General features: G+C 72.4%; 14 protein-coding genes. 6 read left to right on the top strand and 8 right to left on the bottom strand.

Annotated features, from left to right (window positions below; translation table 11 throughout):
* Positions 1-360: 360 nt before the first annotated feature.
* Positions 361-2,409, top strand: coding sequence for a S9 family peptidase (locus tag Mco01_RS33650; protein WP_239104110.1), 2,049 nt, complete (start codon positions 361-363; stop codon positions 2,407-2,409).
* Positions 2,406-3,431 carry an L-glyceraldehyde 3-phosphate reductase gene (gene mgrA, locus Mco01_RS33645; protein WP_204060861.1) on the top strand — a complete coding sequence of 342 codons (1,026 nt, stop codon included), beginning with the start codon at positions 2,406-2,408 and terminating at the stop codon, positions 3,429-3,431. The genes Mco01_RS33650 and mgrA overlap by 4 nt, the downstream gene beginning before the upstream one ends.
* Positions 3,432-3,714: 283 nt before the next feature.
* On the opposite strand, the gene Mco01_RS33640 is transcribed toward mgrA, so the two are convergent.
* The 6 genes from Mco01_RS33640 to Mco01_RS33615 all read right to left on the bottom strand — a co-directional run bounded on the left by Mco01_RS33640 (position 3,715) and on the right by Mco01_RS33615 (position 11,629).
* Positions 3,715-5,145 carry a sensor histidine kinase gene (locus Mco01_RS33640; protein ID WP_204060860.1) on the bottom strand — a complete coding sequence of 477 codons (1,431 nt, stop codon included), beginning with the start codon at positions 5,143-5,145 and terminating at the stop codon, positions 3,715-3,717.
* Between the two features lie 335 nt (positions 5,146-5,480).
* A complete protein-coding gene (locus Mco01_RS33635) occupies positions 5,481-6,191 on the bottom strand; it encodes a response regulator transcription factor (protein ID WP_204060859.1) in 711 nt (236 codons plus the stop codon).
* A 10-nt stretch (positions 6,192-6,201) separates the two neighbouring features.
* Positions 6,202-7,425: a streptophobe family protein gene (locus Mco01_RS33630; RefSeq protein ID WP_204060858.1), complete on the bottom strand. Its 1,224-nt coding sequence runs from the start codon at positions 7,423-7,425 to the stop codon at positions 6,202-6,204.
* Entirely contained in the window at positions 7,425-8,198 is a 774-nt protein-coding gene (locus Mco01_RS33625; protein WP_204060857.1) for a hypothetical protein, read from the bottom strand. Before Mco01_RS33625 ends, Mco01_RS33630 begins: the two co-directional genes overlap by 1 nt.
* Positions 8,195-9,103, bottom strand: a complete 909-nt coding sequence (locus tag Mco01_RS33620) for an ABC transporter ATP-binding protein (protein ID WP_204060856.1) — start codon at positions 9,101-9,103, stop codon at positions 8,195-8,197. The genes Mco01_RS33625 and Mco01_RS33620 overlap by 4 nt, the downstream gene beginning before the upstream one ends.
* Before the next feature lie 150 nt (positions 9,104-9,253).
* Positions 9,254-11,629 carry a lysylphosphatidylglycerol synthase transmembrane domain-containing protein gene (locus Mco01_RS33615; protein ID WP_204060855.1) on the bottom strand — a complete coding sequence of 792 codons (2,376 nt, stop codon included), beginning with the start codon at positions 11,627-11,629 and terminating at the stop codon, positions 9,254-9,256.
* A 78-nt stretch (positions 11,630-11,707) separates the two neighbouring features.
* On the opposite strand from Mco01_RS33615, the gene Mco01_RS33610 reads away from it, so the two are divergent.
* Positions 11,708-12,145 (top strand): RpiB/LacA/LacB family sugar-phosphate isomerase, encoded by a 438-nt coding sequence (locus Mco01_RS33610; protein WP_204060854.1) that lies wholly within the window; start codon positions 11,708-11,710, stop codon positions 12,143-12,145.
* A gap of 35 nt (positions 12,146-12,180) precedes the next feature.
* Positions 12,181-14,205 (top strand): molybdopterin-containing oxidoreductase family protein, encoded by a 2,025-nt coding sequence (locus tag Mco01_RS33605; RefSeq protein WP_204060853.1) that lies wholly within the window; start codon positions 12,181-12,183, stop codon positions 14,203-14,205.
* 18 nt (positions 14,206-14,223) lie between these two features.
* Here Mco01_RS33605 and Mco01_RS33600 read toward each other — a convergent pair whose 3' ends face one another.
* Positions 14,224-14,673, bottom strand: coding sequence for a GNAT family N-acetyltransferase (locus tag Mco01_RS33600; protein WP_204060852.1), 450 nt, complete (start codon positions 14,671-14,673; stop codon positions 14,224-14,226).
* An 85-nt stretch (positions 14,674-14,758) separates the two neighbouring features.
* Between Mco01_RS33600 and Mco01_RS33595 the strand changes: the two genes are divergently transcribed.
* Complete coding sequence (locus tag Mco01_RS33595; RefSeq protein ID WP_036324064.1) at positions 14,759-15,208, top strand: hypothetical protein; 450 nt, start codon at positions 14,759-14,761, stop codon at positions 15,206-15,208.
* Positions 15,209-15,258: 50 nt separating this feature from the next.
* Here the strand turns inward: Mco01_RS33595 and Mco01_RS33590 are convergent, their stop codons facing one another.
* The gene (locus Mco01_RS33590) at positions 15,259-15,645 is read right to left on the bottom strand and encodes a VOC family protein (RefSeq protein WP_204060851.1); all 387 of its coding nucleotides are present in this window, start codon (positions 15,643-15,645) and stop codon (positions 15,259-15,261) included.
* Positions 15,646-15,829: 184 nt separating this feature from the next.
* Between Mco01_RS33590 and Mco01_RS33585 the strand changes: the two genes are divergently transcribed.
* Positions 15,830-17,653 carry an acyl-CoA dehydrogenase gene (locus Mco01_RS33585; protein WP_204060850.1) on the top strand — a complete coding sequence of 608 codons (1,824 nt, stop codon included), beginning with the start codon at positions 15,830-15,832 and terminating at the stop codon, positions 17,651-17,653.
* Positions 17,654-17,672: the final 19 nt, after the last annotated feature.

Here is a 17,672-nt window from a genome sequence, read left to right as displayed (position 1 = left end):
CCCGACCGCAGCCACCAACACAACTCGGCAGCGAGAGTCAGCCAAACCAGAGGGGAGCGCCGGCACACCAACCCGGCGACACCCATCACGCAACCACCGAGATGATCGAGAAGGGAGACGCCGGACCGCGCCGACATCACAAGATTACCAGGCCCGGAACACCACCAGACCCAACAAGCGAACAACGTCCCCATCACCCGGCCTATTCCTGCCGCGCCTGTGACGCGTAGGGCGCGCGCGAGGAGCGTCACCTGCGTTGGAACGAAGGGGCCGTCGTTCCTCGCGGGGAAGTTATCCACAGGCTAGAGCGGCACGCGGTGGCGGGACCACGGCGAACATAGACTTTCCCGGGTGAGCGACATGCCGCCTGTGGCGAAGAAGGTACCGGTCGAGCGCACGCATCACGGCGACACCGTGATCGACGAGTACGCCTGGCTGCTCAACAAGGACGATCCCGACACGATCGCGCACCTGGAGGCGGAGAACGCCTACACCCAGGAGATGACGGGCCACCTCAAGGACCTCCAGGAGACCGTCTTCCAGGAGATCAAGGGCCGCACCCTGGAGACCGATCTGTCTGTGCCCACTCGCAAGGGCGGCTGGTGGTACTACTCCCGCACTGAAGAGGGCAAGCAGTACGGGATCCAGTGCCGGGTGGCGGCCGACGGCGACAGCCCGCCCGAGCTGAAGCCCGGCGAGCCCCTCCCAGGGGAGCAGGTCATCCTCGACGGCAATGAGCTCGCCGGCGACAGTCCGTTCTTCTCCATCGGCACCAGCGCGGTCAGCCCGGACGGCACCAGGCTCGCGTACTCGACGGACTTCCGCGGCGACGAGCGGTTCACGCTGCGTTTCAAGGACCTGCGGACGGGCGAGCTGCTCCCCGATGAGGTCACCGACGTCTTCTACGGAGGCGCCTGGTCCTCCGACGGCTCGACGTTCTTCTACACGACCATCGACGACGCCTGGCGGCCGTACCGCGTGTTCCGCCACACGCTCGGCTCGACCGGTGAGGACGCGCTCGTCTACCAGGAGGACGACGAGCGGTTCTGGGTCGGCATCGGGCTGACCCGGAGCCAGCGCTACCTGGTGCTCAGCGCCGGCAGCAAGATCACCAGCGAGGTGCGGGTCCTGGACGCGGACCGGCCCGACGGCGAGTTCACCGTCGTCAGGCCGCGGCGCACCGGCGTGGAGTACGCGCTCGACCATGCGGGGGACCGCTTCCTCGTCCTGCACAACGACGGAGCGGTCAACTTCGAGCTCGCCACCGCGCCCATCGACGACCCGTCGGCCTGGACGCCACTCATCGAGCACCGCGAGGACACCCGGCTGCTCGACGTCGACGCGTTCGAAGGCCACATCGTCGTGCACTTCCGGCGCGACGGGCTGACCGGCATCCGCATCCTGCCGGGCGAGGGGCGAGAGCCGTACGAGATCCCGTTCCCGGAGCCGATCTACGACGCGGCGCCGAGCGGGAACCCGGAGTTCGAGACGAGCCGGCTCAGGCTGAGCTACACCTCCATGATCACCCCGCCGTCGGTCTACGACTACGACCTGCCGTCGGGTGAGCTGATCCTGCTGAAGCGGCGGCCCGTGCTCGGGGGTTACGACCCGGGCGACTACGAGCAGTTCCGCGAGTGGGCGACGGCGGAGGACGGCACCCGCGTCCCGATCTCGATCGTGGTCAAGAAGGGGACGGGCCGGCCCGCCCCCACCCTTCTCTACGGCTACGGCAGCTACGAGACCTCCATCGACCCCTACTTCTCGGTGGCACGGCTGTCGCTGCTCGACCGCGGGCTCGTGTTCGCGGTGGCGCACGTACGGGGCGGTGGCGAGATGGGCCGGCGGTGGTACGAGGACGGCAAGCTGACCCGCAAGAAGAACACGTTCAGCGACTTCGTGGCGTGCGCGCGGCACCTCAAGTCCGAGGGCTGGTCGAGCAGGATCATCGCGCGCGGCGGTTCGGCCGGTGGGCTGCTGATGGGCGCGGTGGCCAATCTCGCCCCGGAGGACTTCGCGGGAGTGGTGGCAGAGGTCCCGTTCGTGGACGCGCTGAACACGATCCTCGACCCGTCGCTGCCGCTGACGGTGATCGAGTGGGACGAGTGGGGCGACCCGCTGCACGACCCCGACGTCTACGCGTACATGAAGTCCTACACGCCCTACGAGAACGTCGACGGCCGGCGCTACCCGCCGATCCTGGCCATCACCAGCCTGAACGACACCCGTGTCCTCTTCCATGAGCCGGCGAAGTGGATCGCGCGGCTCCGGGAGGCGGCCGACGGCGGGCCGTTCCTGCTGAAGACCGAGATGGGCGCGGGACACGGCGGCCGGAGCGGCCGTTACGACGCATGGCGTGAGGAGGCGTTCGCGCTCTCCTGGATCCTCGACCGAGTGGGAGTGACCGAGTGAGCTACGTGGCTGCCGAGGGCCGGTACGGGCCCATGCCGTACAACCGGACCGGGCGCAGCGGGCTGAGGCTGCCCGCGGTGTCGTTGGGGCTGTGGCACAACTTCGGGGACGACAAGCCGATCGAGACACAGCGGGCAATCCTCCGCCGGGCCTTCGACCGCGGCGTCACCCACTTCGACCTGGCCAACAACTACGGCCCGCCGTACGGCTCCGCCGAGATCAACTTCGGCCACCTCTTCCAGCAGGACTTCGCCAGGTACCGGGACGAGCTCGTCGTCTCGACCAAGGCGGGGTACGACATGTGGCCCGGACCGTACGGTGATTGGGGATCAAGGAAATACCTGCTGGCCAGCCTCGACCAGTCGCTGAAGCGGATGGGACTCGACTACGTCGACATCTTCTACAGCCACCGCTTCGACCCGGAGACGCCGCTGGAGGAGACGATGGGCGCGCTCGCCCACGCCGTCCGCTCCGGGAAGGCGCTCTACGCCGGGATCTCGTCCTACTCGCCGGAGCGGACCAGGGAGGCCGCCCAAATCCTGCGCGAGATGGGCACGCCGCTGTTGATCCACCAGCCGTCCTACTCGATGCTGAACCGCTGGATCGAGGAGGGCCTGCTCGACGTGCTGGAGGAGGCCGGGGTGGGCTGCATCGCCTTCTCTCCACTGGCGCAGGGCATGCTCACCGATCGCTACCTCGGCGGCATTCCGAAGGACTCGCGGGCGGCGCAGGGCAAGTCGCTCGACCCCTCACTGCTGACGGACGAGGCCCTGCGTCACGTGCGTACGCTCAACGAGATCGCCAAGAAGCGCGGCCAGTCGCTCGCCCAGATGGCGCTGGCGTGGGCCTTGCGCGACAGCCGGGTGACCTCGGTGCTGATCGGCGCGAGCAGCGTGGAGCAGCTCGACGACAGCCTCGACGCCGTCAACAGGCTCGACTTCACCAAGGAGGAGCTCGAGACCATCGACAAGGACGCCGTCGAGTCCGGCATCAATCTGTGGGCGGCCTCCAGTTCCCACTGATCGTCCGCGCTCAGCCCCGGCTTCGGGCGCACGCCACGGCCGGGCGTCGCGCATCGCGGGTCAGCCCCCGTCAGCCCGACGCCCGACCCAAGTCTTGGCGGGCCAGTTCCCGGCTCAGGCCCTGGCGGGTCTACGGCCGGCTCAGGCCCTGGCGGGTCTACGGTCGGCTCAGGCCCTCGCAGGTTCGTGCCCGGCTCGCGACCGGTGAGGTCGATGGCCTGACTGAAGAGGTTGATGCCCTGATCAGGACCCTGCCGGGGTCGCTGTTCTGGCCGTGCGCCGGTCAGGGCGAGGGCGGGGCTGCCGGGAGGAGTACCCGGAAGGCGGCGCCGCCGCTTGGAGGCGTCGTCAGCTCGACCCGGCCCCCGTGGGCGGTGGCGATCGATCGGACGATCGCGAGGCCGAGGCCGGCCCCGCCACCGGCCGAGCGGCTGCGGGAGTCGTCGACGCGGTAGAAGCGGTCGAACACCTTCGTGGCCTCCCCCGGCGGCAGGCCTGGCCCTTCGTCCTCGATCACCAGGACACCCTGGTCGCCGATCCTGCCGACGCCGATGCGGACGGCGGTGCCCGGCGGGGTGTGGGTGACGGCGTTGCCCACCAGGTTGGACACGACCTGCCGCAACCGGTCCTCGTCGCCGTGGACCTGCGCCTCCTCGGGAGCACCGCCCTCCGGGCCGGTCAGCGTGACCTCCCGGTCCGGATCGAGGGCGCGCAGGTCGTGGTAGGCGTCGGCGGCCAGTGTCCGCAGGTCCATGGGGGCCAGGTCCATCGGCATGGCCCCATCCCCCTCGTCGAGGCGGGCCAGCAGCAGCAGGTCCTCCACCAGGCCGGCCAGACGTCCGGCCTCGCTCTCGATCCGGCCGAGGGTCCGGTCGACGTCGGGCAGGCCGCCCATCCGGTGCAGTTCCGCGAAGCCCTTGATCCCAAAGAGGGGTGTGCGCAGCTCGTGGCTCACGTCGGCCACGAACCGCCGCATCCGCGCCTCCGACCGCTCGCGTTCGGCGAAGGCCGTTTCCAGCTGACCGAGCATGCCGTTCAACGACGCCGACAGACGGCCGACCTCCGTACGGGGCGAGGCCAGGGCGGGCACCCGCCGGGACAGGTCGCCCTTCGCGATGGCGGCGGCGGTCTCCTCGATCTCGCGCAGCGGCCGCAGCCTCCGGCGTACGGCGAACCAGCCGATGAGGGCGAGCGACGTCAGGAGGAGGGCGCCGGTGGCGGCGCAGACGACGGTGAGCCGGCCCACGGTCGACCGGACCCCGGCCAGCGAGGCGGCCACAACCACACTTCCGTCCCCTGCCACCTGCCCCAAGGCCGAAGACGGCCGCACGACCGCCCGCCAGGAGCCGTCGCCCGCGCGTCCGGGGACGTCGAACGGCTCGCCTCCAAGGCGGCTGACCGCCGCCGCGTCGAGGCGGGGCAGATCGGGCGTCTGCCGGAGGTTCCGCGGCCAGAGGCCGGTGGCCTGCCGTACGGTACCGTCCGGTCTCAGGTAGGCGACGTACACCTGGTCGATCAGGTCCATCCCGGGCAGCAGGCGCACGGCCTGCCGGCTCTGCTCGGTGGCCGGGAGGTCCAGCAGGCCGGGAGGCAGGCGGGTCAGCAACGTCGCGATCGGGGTGAGCTGCTGGTCCACCCGATCGATCAGGTGCGCCCGGAGTGTGGCCACCGCGACCGCGCCGCTCACCGCGAGGCCCGCCGTCAGCAGAGCCATCGTGGTCAGCAGAAGCCGCCCGCGCAGGGACAGACCCCGCGGAGATCGCCCGCCGAGAGACCCGCCCCCCGCGGAACCGCCGCCGGGAGTGCCGCCACCCGGGGAACCACGGCCGGGAGTGCCGCCACCCGGGGAACCACGGCCGGGAGAGTCGCCGCCCGGGGACCTGCTGCCCGGCGACTCGGCAGCCGGGGACATGGCCCGCGGACGGCCGCCCGACGAACCGGCGGCCGGGGACAGGGGTCGCGGGTCGCTCGGGGAACCGCCGGCCGGGGATGAGTCTGGTGGGGTCAGGCGCCTCGGAAACCGAGTGCCCGGATGCCGATGGGGAGGCGTCATGGGCGTGGCTTGCGCAGGACGTACCCCACGCCGTGCATCGTGTGGATCAGCTTGGGCTCGGCGGTGTCGGCCTTCCGCCGCACGTAGCTGACGTAGGTGTCCACGATGCTGGAGTCGCCGGCGAAGTCGTACTGCCAGACGTGGTCGAGGATCTGCGCCTTGGAGACGACTCTCCCCGCGTTGAGCATCAGATAGTGCAGCAGGCGGAACTCGGTGGGCGACAGCCGTACCGGCCGGCCCGCCTTGAGCACCTGATGGCCGTCGGGGTCGAGCTCCAGGTCGGCCACCCGCAGCGTCCGGTCGTCCGGGGCGAGGCCCGCGCGCCGGAGGACGGCCTCGATCCGGGCGAGCAGTTCCTCCAGGTCGAACGGCTTGGTCACGTAGTCGTCGCCGCCCAGCCGCAGCCCGTTGATCTTGTCCGCCGTAGCGTCCCTGGCCGTGAGGAACAGCACGGGCACCGTCCCCGGCCGCCCGCCCTCCAGCGGCCGGGGAAGCTCACGTAACCGGCGGATCACCTCGAACCCATCCATGTCGGGAAGCATCACGTCGAGGAGGACCAGGGCGGGCGATTCGGCGCGGGCGGCGTCGATGGCCTGCGCTCCAGTGGCCGCGCTCGCCACCGTGTACCCCGCGAAGCGGAGCGTCGCCGACAGCAGCTCGCGGACCACCGGCTCGTCGTCGACCACCAGCAGGCGCTGCCTCTCCATGCGGCCTCCTTCACCGGCGGGCTGCGTCGTGTCGAGGATAGGGATCCGCCGTGTAAGGCCGTCGTACGCGCGAAGCCCCGCCCCGGCGCACCGTGTCCAGGACGAGGGCCCCCGCGAGCCCCGCCGCTCCGCCCTCCAGCGCGCCCAGCCAGGCCGCACGTACGGGGTCGCCGGCGAACCCCAGCTGGACGGTCCGCAGGGTGTGACCGGCCACCTCGACGGCCGCCTCCACCGAGGCGCCCGACATCAAAGTGATCACGGGAGCCGCCACCGCCATGACCGCGCCCAGCGCCAGGGCCGTACGCAGCGCCAGTGGCCGGCGCGGCGCTCGCGTATCGGCCGCGGACGGCTCCCGGGCGGCCGGTACGGCCGACAGCACGCCCATCACCAGGAGGACGACGAGACCCGCCGGCCACAGGGCCGGCCCGGGCCACCAGGGCACGCCCAGGGCCTCCGAAAGTGCCGCGAGCGCCACATTGGGGCCGCCCAACAGGGCCAGCCCGGCGGCCCGGGGCATTCCCCACCCCGACGAGGCGCCGGTGACCAGCGCGACCACCGTTCCGGCTCCCCACGCCGCCAGGGCCACCCCCGCGCACACCCCGACGACCGCCCGTACGGCGGGCCGCAGTGGTGAGGGCCGCCCGGCAAGCACGCAGGCGAGCACGAGGACGGTGACCCGCGCGAGGCCCCCCACGAGCGCGGCCCCCGGATCTCCCACCAGGGACACCCTCGCCGGGACGGCCCCCCGACCGGCCGCAGGAAAAAGCCCCGGATCGGCTCCGAACGGCACCCCACCCGTCGACCCACCGCCGAACGGCAGCCCGCCGCTGCCGCCCAGGGCCACGACGCCCCGGGCGAGGGCGGCGGTGAGGGCGAGCAGGCCGAGGCAGGCGACCACCGCCGCGGCGCACCGCACGGCCAGCGCGGCCACGGGCAGCGCCCGGGACCGGCGGAGCAGCCCGTACGCCAGGCAGACGGCGCCGGCCGACGCCACGCCCAGGGGCGCCGCGACCACGTGACCCTCCAGGTGCACGAGGAGCCCGAGGTCGGCGGACAAGCCCAGGCCGCCGGAGACGGCCGCGGTCACCAGGGCCGCCACCAGGCCGGCCGAGCACGTCCCGAGCGCGAGGAGGCAGGCCGCCGACAGCGTGGCCATCGCGAGCCAGGCGAGCACGGCCGCACCGGCCCCCCGTACGGACTCGGCGAGCAGACGACGCCGCGCGAGAGCGGCCATCAGGCGTCCCGCCTTCGGAAGACCGCGACGGCGGCGAGCAGGAGGGCGAGGACGGTGGCGGCCAGGACGCCGGTCCCCGCGAGCGGGCCGAGCGCCCCGGCGCCGGGATGAACCGCGAACACCTGGGCGCCGGCGGCGCTCGGCCACCACGTCACCACCCACCGGGCCGCCCCCGGCGGGAGGAGGGCCGCCATGCCCGGCAGCAGCAGGAGGAACGTCGCCAGGCAGATCGCGCCCGCCGACCGGCGCAGCAGGAAGCCCAGGGCCACGCCGTACAGGCCGAGCAGGGCGGCGAACAGCGCGCTGCCCGCGACCGCGCCCGCCACGCCGGGATCGCCCAGGGCCAGACTCGGGACGCCCCGCGCGGCCAGCGCGGTCTGGCTCGCGACGAACGACGTGAGGGCGAGGAGAGGCCCGGCGGGCAGCAGGACCAGCGCGACGACGGCGGCCTTGGCGGCGACCAGGAACGCGCGCCGGGGCACGGCCGTCACCCCGGCCCTGATCGTGCCCGTGGCGTATTCGGCGGTCACGGCGAGCACGCCCACGGCGCTCACCAGGACCCCGGCCAGCAGCATGGCGCGGAACGCGGCGCCGGCCGGGTCGAAGGCCGCCTTCGCCGCGGCGGAGGCGGCCTTGTAGTCCCGGGCCGCGGCCGTCCCGAAGAGGAAGCCGTACGTCCCGGCGACGAGGAGGGCCCCGGCCAGCAGGCGGACGGTGGCGCGGAGGGTGCGGAACTTCGTCCGCTCCGAGCGGAGGAGTCCCAGGGCGGTCATGACGGCACTCCGGCGAACTCGACGGCGTCCCTGGTGAGGTCGAGGTACGCCTCCTCGAGCGAGGACCACTGGGGGGTGAGCTCCTGCAGCGCGATCCCGTGGGCCAGGGCGACCCTGCCGATCTCCGCGCTCGGGAGACCGGTCACCGTGAGCGCGTCCCCGCCGCCGGTGCCCACGGACGCCCCGGCTGCCCGGAGCAGGCCCGCGAGCCGGTCGGCCGCCGCGGCCCGCACGAGGACGGCCTCGGGCGACCGGGACCGCATGAACTCCCGCAGCCCGGTGTCGGCGATCAGCCGCCCCCGTCCGACGACGATCAGATGGTCGGCCGTGAGCGCCATCTCGCTCATCAGGTGGCTGGAGACGAGGACGGTCCGGCCCTCGGCGGCCAGGCCGCGCACGAGCGTCCGGATCCACCGGATGCCCTCGGGGTCGAGACCGTTGACGGGCTCGTCGAGCAGCAGGACCGGCGGGTCGCCGAGCAGCGCGGCGGCGATGCCGAGACGCTGCTTCATGCCGAGCGAGAACCCGCCCGGACGGCGGCGGGCGACGTCCCCGAGGCCGACGAGCGCGAGGACCTCGTCGATCCGCCGGCGTCCGATGTCGTTGCTCTGCGCGAGCCACAGGAGGTGGTCGTACGCCCTGCGGCGCGGGTGCACGGCGTGGGCGTCGAGCAGGGCGCCCACCTCGCGCAGCGGGGCGGCGAGGCCGGCGTACGGGCGGCCGGAGATCGTCGCGGTCCCGCTCGTCGGCCGGTCGAGCCCGAGGATCATGCGCATGGTGGTGGTCTTGCCCGAGCCGTTCGGGCCGAGGAAGCCCGTGACGACGCCCGGCCGGACGTCGACGGTGAGGTCGTCCACGGCGGTGACCTCGCCGTACCGCTTGGTCAGCTGTCGCAACCGAATCATGCGGAGAAGGCTGGCCGACGGCTCTGGGCGGCCCTTGAGAGGATCTGTGAGCCCTCTGGGAGAAATCCCGGGCGGCCCGGCCCTCCACCCGCTCCCGGGCGCGGCGAGGGCCGCGACTCCCAGACGAGCGGGCCGCGACTCCCAGAGGATTCAGAGGGCGTTCTGGCGCTGGAGGTAGGTGAAGGAGGCCCAGCCGGGCAGGACGGGCAGCCAGAACGTCATCAACCGGAACAGCAGCACGGCCGAGGTGGCGACCGTCCCGGGCAGGCCGGCGACGGTCAGGCCGACAGACAGGGAGAGCTCGACCGCTCCGAGGCCGCCGGGCGTGGGGGCCGCGGAGCCGATGGCGTTGCCCGCGAGGAACGCCACGGCGACGGCCGAGATGCTGACCTGGCCGCCGAAGGCGTGCACGCACGCGGTGAGGCAGGCGACGAAGGTGATCGTCAGCAGCAGCGTGCCGCCGACGGCCTCCGCGATCTTCCCGGGTGACTGGACCACGTCGAGCAGCCGGGGGATCACGCCCGAGAACATCGCCCGCACCCGGGTGGTCAGCAGCCGCCGCAGCGGCCGTACGGCGAGCACGATCAGGAACACCACGGCGACGCAGAGCAGGACCACGAGCAGGCCGCGGGACGGCGTGAGGGACGGCGCCGCCTGGGTGCCGGTCAGGTAGCCGAACAGCAGGAGCAGCACGATGTGCGAGGCGAGGCCGACGACCTGGGAGGCCCCGACGCTGGCGACGGCCGCGCCCGGCGGCACGCCGCGCTTCTGCAGGTAGCGGGTGTTGATCGCAACGCCGCCCACGGCGGCGGGGGCGACCAGCTTCACGAACGACCCGGCGAACTGGGCCAGCACGGTCCGGCCGAGCGGCAGCGGCTCGGGGACGAACCCCCGCAGCATGACCGCGGCGGCGACGTAGCTGAGGGCGGCGGCGACCAGCGCGACGCCGCCCCACGCCCAGTTGGCGCTGGTCACGACCGAGACCAGGTTGATCCTGGTGAGCTGCGAGAGCAGGAGGTAGGCGGCGAGGGCGCTGGCGATGATCGTGACGAGCGTCCGGGGCCGGAACCGTTCGAGCCGCACCTCCTCCACCGCGACCTGCGGCCGGAGCGCGACGATCTGCTCGCGGATGGACGGCAGCAGGTCCTTGTCGCGGCGGACGGCGGCCCGGGTCTCGCGGCTGAGCGCGATCAGCTGGAGCAGCGGCAGCGCCCCCGCGAGCGTGTCGGCGCCGAGGACGGCCTCCGCCGAGCTCACCGCGCGGGCGGGCCCGACCCGGGTGCCGAGGTAGGTCAGCAGCTGGGCGATGTCGAGCCGCAGCAGCAGGTCGCCGGACGCGATCTCGCCGCTGCGGGCGTCGCCCAGGAACACGCGGTGGTCGGCGTCCACGTGGATGGTCTCGCCGGTCAGGTGCCGGTGGGCGAGCCGGTGCGCGTGCAGCAGCCGCACCTGCTCCCATATCTGGCCGAGCAGGCGGTCGTCGATCTCGTCGTCGCGCAGCTCGCCGACCGGGCGGGTCTCGACGTGCTCGTACGCCAGCAGGGCGGCCTCGGTGCCGACCTCGCTCGTGCCCAGCAGCCGCGGCAGCCGCGCCCCGGCCGCCTGGGCGGCGTAGGCCATGAGGGCCTCGCGTTCGAGCTCCGCCCGCAGCGACCGGATGGCCCGGCGGCGGGTCTCGGTGTTGAGCCGAAACCGGCGCCACAGCCGGTAGACGATCCCGGCGACCTGGCGGTCGCGGTCGAGCACGGTCACGGCGAGCCGCCGGTCGTCGGCCAGGCCGACGAGGTAGCGGCGGCTGCCCGAGCTGTCGTCCTCGACCCGCCGCGCGCTGACCGGGACGAACCCGAGCCGCCGCAGCGCGGCCAGCACGGCGCTGCCGGGCGGGCGGGTGTTGGCGCTGCCGATGCCGTACAGGGTGCCGAAGCCCACGGCCAGGCCGACGAGGTACGTCAGGATCACGCCGAGCGCCGTGACCTTGGTGGCCGTGAACAGCGCGAACACGTCGAGCCCGAGCGCCATCCACATCAGGGCCCGCCACTGCGGCCGCCGCGACATCCGTACGGCGGTGGCGTAGGCGATGGCGGGAGTGAGCACGGTGTTGAGGGGCTCGACGTCCCGGCCGCCGGTGAGAAGCTGCTTCAACTCGGCCGGTCCGGACAGGATCAGCCACTCGTCGATCGCGTACGAGATCAGCAGGGCGAGGATGGCCGCGATCAGGCCCTGCGTCACGCGCATGCCGTCGCGGTGGAAGACCCGCTCGACGGCGAACGCCACGGGGACGACGAGCACGGCGACTCCGCCCAGCAGCCCGGAGGCGGCCGACAGGACCTCGGGGGCCCGGCCGGTGCCGGCCTGGACGTCGGTCTCGAGGCCGTTCAGCGTCCGCTGGAGTGCCAGGGCCAGCAGCACGACGGCGGCCAGGGACAGCAGCGTGAGCAGGAACCGCAGGGCGTCGGAGGGACGGCGGATCCGCTGCGGCAGCAGAGGCTCGACGACGAGGACCGCTCCCTGGCCAGGAGTGTCCAACGTTAGGTCCTGCTCCTTGATGCCTCTCACCACCAGCGATTCTGTGCGATCTTCGCACTCGGTGTCCACAATTACCGCATGCGTATTTCCCTTGCCTCGGACAGTCTGGACGGAATCGCGTCAGCGCTGGTGACCGAGGTGGAACGGCGCGGCCATTCAGTCACACTCTATGGAGCGCTGGCCCCCGGCGGCCGTGCCGACTGGGCATGGTGTTGCTCCGCGGCGGCGAAAGACGTCGCCGCCGGCCGTTCGGACCAGGCGATCGTATGCTGCTGGACCGGTACGGGCGCGTCCATCGCGGCCAACAAGGTGCCGGGGGTGCGGGCGGCGCTGTGCGCCGACGGGCCCACGGCTGCCGGGGCCCGCACCTGGAACGACGCCAACGTGCTGGCCCTCAGCCTGCGCCTCACCTCCGAGCAGGTGCTCGCGGAGATCCTCGACGCCTGGTTCGCCGGTGAGCCCAGCGACGACCCGCAGGACGCGGCCAACATCGCCCACATCGGGGAGATCGGCTGACCGGCCGGTCGGGGCCAGGGGTTACCGTCTGAGGCATGGACTCGTCCCTGACCGTTCTCGGCGCCTGCCCGCTCGACTGCCCCGACACCTGTTCCTGGGTCGTGACCGTACGCGACGGCGAGGCCGTCTCCCTGCGCGGAAACCGGGAGCACCCCTACACGAGGGGCGCGCTGTGCGTGAAGGTCAACCGCTACCTGGAGCACACGAGGGCGGCCGACCGCCTCCTGTACCCCCTCCGCCGTACGGGGCCGAAGGGGTCGGGCCGGTTCGAGCGCATCACCTGGGACGAGGCGCTGTCGGAGATCGCCGAACGGCTGACGGCGATCGTGGCGGAGCACGGCGGCGAGGCTATCTGGCCCTATCAGGGCACGGGGACGCTCGGCTACGTCCAGGGCGAGACGGGCGAGGCCGGCCGGCGGTTGTGGAACGTCCTCGGAGCGTCCAGGCACGACCTCAACATCTGCTCCCGGGCGGGCAACGACGGCCTCCGGTACGTGTACGGGACGCCCGGCGGCATGGACCCGGAGACGTTCGCACTGTCCCGGCTGATCCTCCTGTGGGGCACGAACACCCTGACCAGCGGCCACCACCTGTGGAAGTTCGTCCAGGACGCGCGGGCCGCGGGGGCGTACGTCGTGGCCATCGACCCGATCAGGACCCGTACGGCCGACCAGGCCGACGAGCACCTGCCGATCCGCCCGGGCACGGACGCCGCGCTCGCCCTCGGCCTGCTGCACGTCGTGCTGGAGGAGGGCGCGGAGGACCGCGACTACATCGAGCGGCACACGCTCGGGTGGGAGGAGTTCGCGGCCGAGATCGCGAAGTACCCGGTCGAGCGGGTCGCGGAGATCACCGGGCTGCCCGCCGACCGCATCAGGGCCCTCGGCGTACGGCTCGCGCACACCCGGCCGACGGGGATCCGGGCCACGATGGGGATCCAGCGCCACGAGGGCGGCGGCGCGGCCATGCGGGCCATCGCCTGCATCCCCGGCGTCACCGGCGACTGGCGCTACCCGGGCGGCGGGGTCGCCTACTCCACCTCGGCCCACGTGCCGCTGCGCGCCGACACCCGCGAGGACCTGCTCCCCCACCCGGTCAGGACGCTCACCATGACCCGCCTGGCCGACGGCCTCGACGAGTCGGTGAAGTGCCTGTGGGTCTACGCGGCCAACCCCCTCGGCTCGACCTCCGACCAGAACCGGATCAGGGCCGCCCTGTCGAGGGACGACCTGTTCACGGTCGTGATGGAGCAGTTCCCCACCGACACCGTCGACTACGCCGACATCGTGCTGCCTTCGACCATGCAGACCGAGCACCTGGACGTGCACGCGGGCTACGGCCACATGTACCTGATGTGGAACGAGCCCGCGGTCGAGCCGCCGGGCGAGTGCCTGTCGACGACCGAGACGTTCCGCCGCCTCGCCCGGCAGATGGGCCTGACCGAGCCGTCGCTCTACGACACCGACCTGGAGATCGCCGAGCAGCTGCTCGGCCCGGCCGGGATCTCGCTGGAGGAGATCCGCAAGCAGGGCTGGGTCCGGCTCGGCGTCGCCGACCCGTTCGTGCCGTTCACCGAGGGCTTCCCCACGCCGAGCGGGCGGCTGGAGTTCGTCTCCGAGCGGGCCGGGGCAGCCGGCCTGCCCCGCGTCGCCGGGTACACCCCCTCGCTCACCGCGCGTACGGCCCCCAGCGACCGGCCGCACCCGCTCACGCTGGTCACGCCGGCCTCGCACACGTTCCTGAACACGACCTTCGCCAACAACCCGGAGCTGCTCAGGCGCTCGAAGGGGCCGCGTGTGCTGGTGAACCCGGCCGACGCGGAATCGCGCGGCCTGACGGACGGGCAGCCGGTCCGGGTGTTCAACGCGAACGGCGAGTTCACGGCGGACGTCGAGATCAGCGACCGGGTGGCGCCGGGAGTGGTGGCGGCGCCCAAGGGGCACTGGCCCAAGCTCAGCGCCGGCGGCGCCAACCCCAACGCGGTGGTCGACGAGCGCGACGCCGACATGGGCCGGGGCGCGGTCTACCACGACAACTTCGTGGACGTCGCGCCGCTCTAGCGTCGTGAGCACGCGACACTAGCCGAGGCGGAGTTTGAAGCCCTCGTGCGAGGCCGTGAAGCCGAGGGAGGAGTAGAAGCGGTGGGCGTCGGCCCGCTCCTTGTCCGAGGTGAGTTGGACCAGGGCGCAGCCGCGCTCTCGCGCCCGTTCGACCGCCCACGTCATCATGGCCCGCCCGATCCCCTGGTTACGGCGCCGCTCGGCGACCCGGACCGCCTCGACCTGGGCGCGCTCCGCGCCGCCGCGCGACAGCCCGGGGATGAACGTGAGCTGCATGGTCCCCACGACCTCGCCGTCCTCCTCGACCACGATCAGCTCGTTGCGGGGGTCGGCGTCGACGGCGGCGAAGGCGGCGTCGTAGTCGGGAGCGGCGGCGTGTCCCCGCGCCGCGGAGATCGGGTCGCCGGTGAGCAGGGCCACGATCGCCGGCACGTCGTCGCGCCGGGCCGCACGGAAGGTGAGGGGCATCCCGAGAGCCTAACCGGGAGGGGTCAGGGGGCGGTCAGGGACTTCCCCGATGCCGCGAGAAGGCGTGGGGAGGCAGCCTGTAACCATGAACGAACTGACCCGAATGGACGAGATGTCCCTGGCCGGGGCGGCCCTGCGCGGCGCGCCCTGGCGGGCCGCGACGATCGCCGGCGGGGCGGTCGCGGCCACCAGCCTCGTCTTGGGCGTCATCCTCCCCGGACCGCCCGACCTGACCTGGGCCCTGTGCTCGGGCATCAGCCTCTTCGCGTGGGTGGCCGCCATCGGCGCGATCGCCCGTCCGCACGACGGCGACCGGGTGACCAGGCAGGCCCGGCTGTGGGCCCTGCGCCACCCCTGGCGCTTCTCCCTCTACCCGGGGCTCGGGGCGGCGGCCCTGATGATCCCCGTCCAGATCGTCGTCGACCGCGAGGGCGTGTTCGGCGCCGTCTGGGACGCCGCGTGGGGCGGCCTGCTGGTCCTGCTGGTGACGGCCGTCATCACGTTCGGGATGAAGGGCCGCGCCCAGGCCTCCTGAGGCCGGGCGGCGCGGGGCCGCCGAGCCCCTCACCGGGCCGCCGGTCCCACTCAGCCGCCCGCGGCCTCGCGCTCGGCCCGGCTCCGGCACACGCAGAACTCGTTGCCCTCGGGGTCGAGGAGGGTGAACCAGCCGGGCCCCCCGGGGGTCCGGTGGTCCTCGTGCTCCTTCGCCCCGAGGCCGAGCAGCCGCTCCACCTCCTGGTCACGGGTGCGCCCCTCGGTCGGGACCACGTCCAGGTGGATCCGGTTCTTCACGCTCTTGCCCTCGGGCACCTTGATGAACAGCAGGTGGGGCGGACCATCCGGGCGGTCGAGCAGCACCTCGTCGTCCTCCGGCTCGGAGTCCACGAGGGGCCAGCCCAGGGCCGCGCTCCACCACTGGGCCAGCTCGTACGGCCGCTCGCTGTCGACGGTCACCGTCTGGATCTCAATCATGCGGGCCAGCCAACCGAGACACCGGCAAACGTGTCAAGCGAGTTACCGCGCTCCTGATCACCCACCAGTACGCGTCCCGATCTGTGGCATAAAACATGCGTGTGGGTGGTTACTCGCGGGTAGCATTAGCTATAGTTACCGACCAGTACGTTACCCCGGGTCTGGTTCTAGGAGCGCAAACACGATGGGTCACTACAAGAGCAACCTCCGCGACCTGGAGTTCAACCTCTTCGAAGTGTTCGGGCGGCAGAGCGTCCTGGGCACCGGACCGTTCGCGGACGTGGACGTGGACACCGCCCGCAGCGTGCTCGATGAGGTGAACCGGCTGGCGACGGGTCCGATCGCGGAGTCCTTCGAGGACGCCGACCGGCACCCTCCGGTGTTCGACCCCGCGACCCACAGCGTGACGATGCCGGAGAGCTTCAAGCGGTCGTACCAGGCTTGGGTGGACGCGGAGTGGTGGCGCCTGGAGCTGCAGCCGGAGCTCGGCGGCACGCCCGCCCCCCGCAGCCTCGTGTGGGCCATGGCCGAGATGGTGCTGGGCGCCAACCCCGCCGTCTGGATGTTCGCCTGCGGCCCGGCCTTCGCCCACCTGCTGCACGACGTCGGCACCGAGGACCAGAAGCGGTTCGCCGAGCTCGCCGTCGAGCGCCACTGGGGCGCGACCATGGTCCTGACCGAGCCCGACGCCGGGTCCGACGTGGGCGCCGGCCGCGCCAAGGCCGTCCAGCAGCCCGACGGCACCTGGCACCTGGAGGGCGTCAAGCGCTTCATCACCAGCGCCGAGCACGACATGGCCGAGAACATCTTCCACCTGGTGCTGGCCCGGCCCGAGGGCCACGGCCCGGGCACCAAGGGCCTGTCGATGTTCCTCGTGCCCAAGTACCTGGTCGACCTCGAGACCGGCGAGCTGGGCGAGCGCAACGGCGCCTACGTCACCAACGTCGAGAAGAAGATGGGCCTCAAGGTCTCCACGACCTGCGAGGTCACCTTCGGCGAGAAGCACCCGGCCGTCGGCTACCTGGTGGGCGGCGTGCACGACGGCATCCGCCAGATGTTCATGGTCATCGAGCACGCCCGGATGATGGTGGGCGCCAAGGCGATCGCCACGCTGTCGACCGGCTACCTCAACGCCCTCGACTTCGCGAAGAGCCGGGTGCAGGGCGCCGACCTCGCCCGGTCGTCCGACAAGACCGCGCCGCGCGTGACCATCACCCACCACCCCGACGTACGGCGCGAGCTGATGCTGCAGAAGTCGTACGCCGAGGCGATGCGGGCGCTGGTCATCTACACGGCGACGATCCAGGACGCGATCCAGATCGCGGACTTCGAGGGCCGCCGCGACCACGACGCCGAGGCGCTGAACGACCTGCTGCTCCCCATCGTCAAGGGCGTCGGCTCCGAGCGGTCGTACGAGCTGCTCGCCCGGTCGCTGCAGACGCTCGGCGGCTCGGGCTTCCTGCAGGACTACCCGATCGAGCAGTACATCCGCGACTCCAAGATCGACTCTCTGTACGAGGGCACGACCGCGATCCAGGGCCTCGACCTGTTCTTCCGGAAGATCCTCAAGAACCAGGGCTGGGCGCTCGGCTCCCTGCTCAACGACATCGACGCGTTCGCCGCCTCCGAGGCCGGCAACGGGCGGCTTAAGGTCGAGCGCGGCCTGCTCGCCGAGGCCGCCGCCGAGGTCAAGGCCATGGCGGACACGATGGCCGGCTGGGCGATCGCCTCGATGGAGACGCCGCAGGAGGTCTACAAGGTGGGCCTCAACACCACCCGGTTCCTGCTGTCGCTCGGCGACCTGGTCCTCGCCTGGCTGCTGCTGCGCCAGGCCGAGGTGGCGCTCAACGCCCTCGCCGGGTCCGAGGCCGACAAGGACTTCTACACCGGCAAGGTGGCCGCCGCCTCGTTCTTCGCGCAGACGGTCCTGCCCCGGCTCGCCGCCGAGCGCCGCGTGCTCGCCGCCACCAGCCAGGACCTCATGGAGGTTCCCGAGGAGGCCTTCTAACAGCTGCTCCGGCCGTACG

It is taken from the genome of Microbispora corallina (assembly GCF_016863035.1).
Lineage (GTDB): Bacteria > Actinomycetota > Actinomycetes > Streptosporangiales > Streptosporangiaceae > Microbispora > Microbispora corallina.
The sequence above is the reverse complement of the archived record's forward strand: the minus strand, read 5'-3'. Positions and strand labels throughout refer to the sequence as shown.

Coding starts and splice junctions, on each gene's coding strand:
- Mco01_RS33650 (WP_239104110.1), top strand. CDS start 361: ATGCCGCCTGTGGCGAAGAAGGTACCGGTCGAGCGCACGCATCACGGC.
- Mco01_RS33640 (WP_204060860.1), bottom strand. CDS start 5,145: ATGGCTCTGCTGACGGCGGGCCTCGCGGTGAGCGGCGCGGTCGCGGTG.
- Mco01_RS33635 (WP_204060859.1), bottom strand. CDS start 6,191: ATGGAGAGGCAGCGCCTGCTGGTGGTCGACGACGAGCCGGTGGTCCGC.
- Mco01_RS33630 (WP_204060858.1), bottom strand. CDS start 7,425: ATGGCCGCTCTCGCGCGGCGTCGTCTGCTCGCCGAGTCCGTACGGGGG.
- Mco01_RS33625 (WP_204060857.1), bottom strand. CDS start 8,198: ATGACCGCCCTGGGACTCCTCCGCTCGGAGCGGACGAAGTTCCGCACC.
- Mco01_RS33620 (WP_204060856.1), bottom strand. CDS start 9,103: ATGATTCGGTTGCGACAGCTGACCAAGCGGTACGGCGAGGTCACCGCC.
- Mco01_RS33610 (WP_204060854.1), top strand. CDS start 11,708: ATGCGTATTTCCCTTGCCTCGGACAGTCTGGACGGAATCGCGTCAGCG.
- Mco01_RS33605 (WP_204060853.1), top strand. CDS start 12,181: ATGGACTCGTCCCTGACCGTTCTCGGCGCCTGCCCGCTCGACTGCCCC.
- Mco01_RS33600 (WP_204060852.1), bottom strand. CDS start 14,673: ATGCCCCTCACCTTCCGTGCGGCCCGGCGCGACGACGTGCCGGCGATC.
- Mco01_RS33595 (WP_036324064.1), top strand. CDS start 14,759: ATGAACGAACTGACCCGAATGGACGAGATGTCCCTGGCCGGGGCGGCC.
- Mco01_RS33590 (WP_204060851.1), bottom strand. CDS start 15,645: ATGATTGAGATCCAGACGGTGACCGTCGACAGCGAGCGGCCGTACGAG.
- Mco01_RS33585 (WP_204060850.1), top strand. CDS start 15,830: ATGGGTCACTACAAGAGCAACCTCCGCGACCTGGAGTTCAACCTCTTC.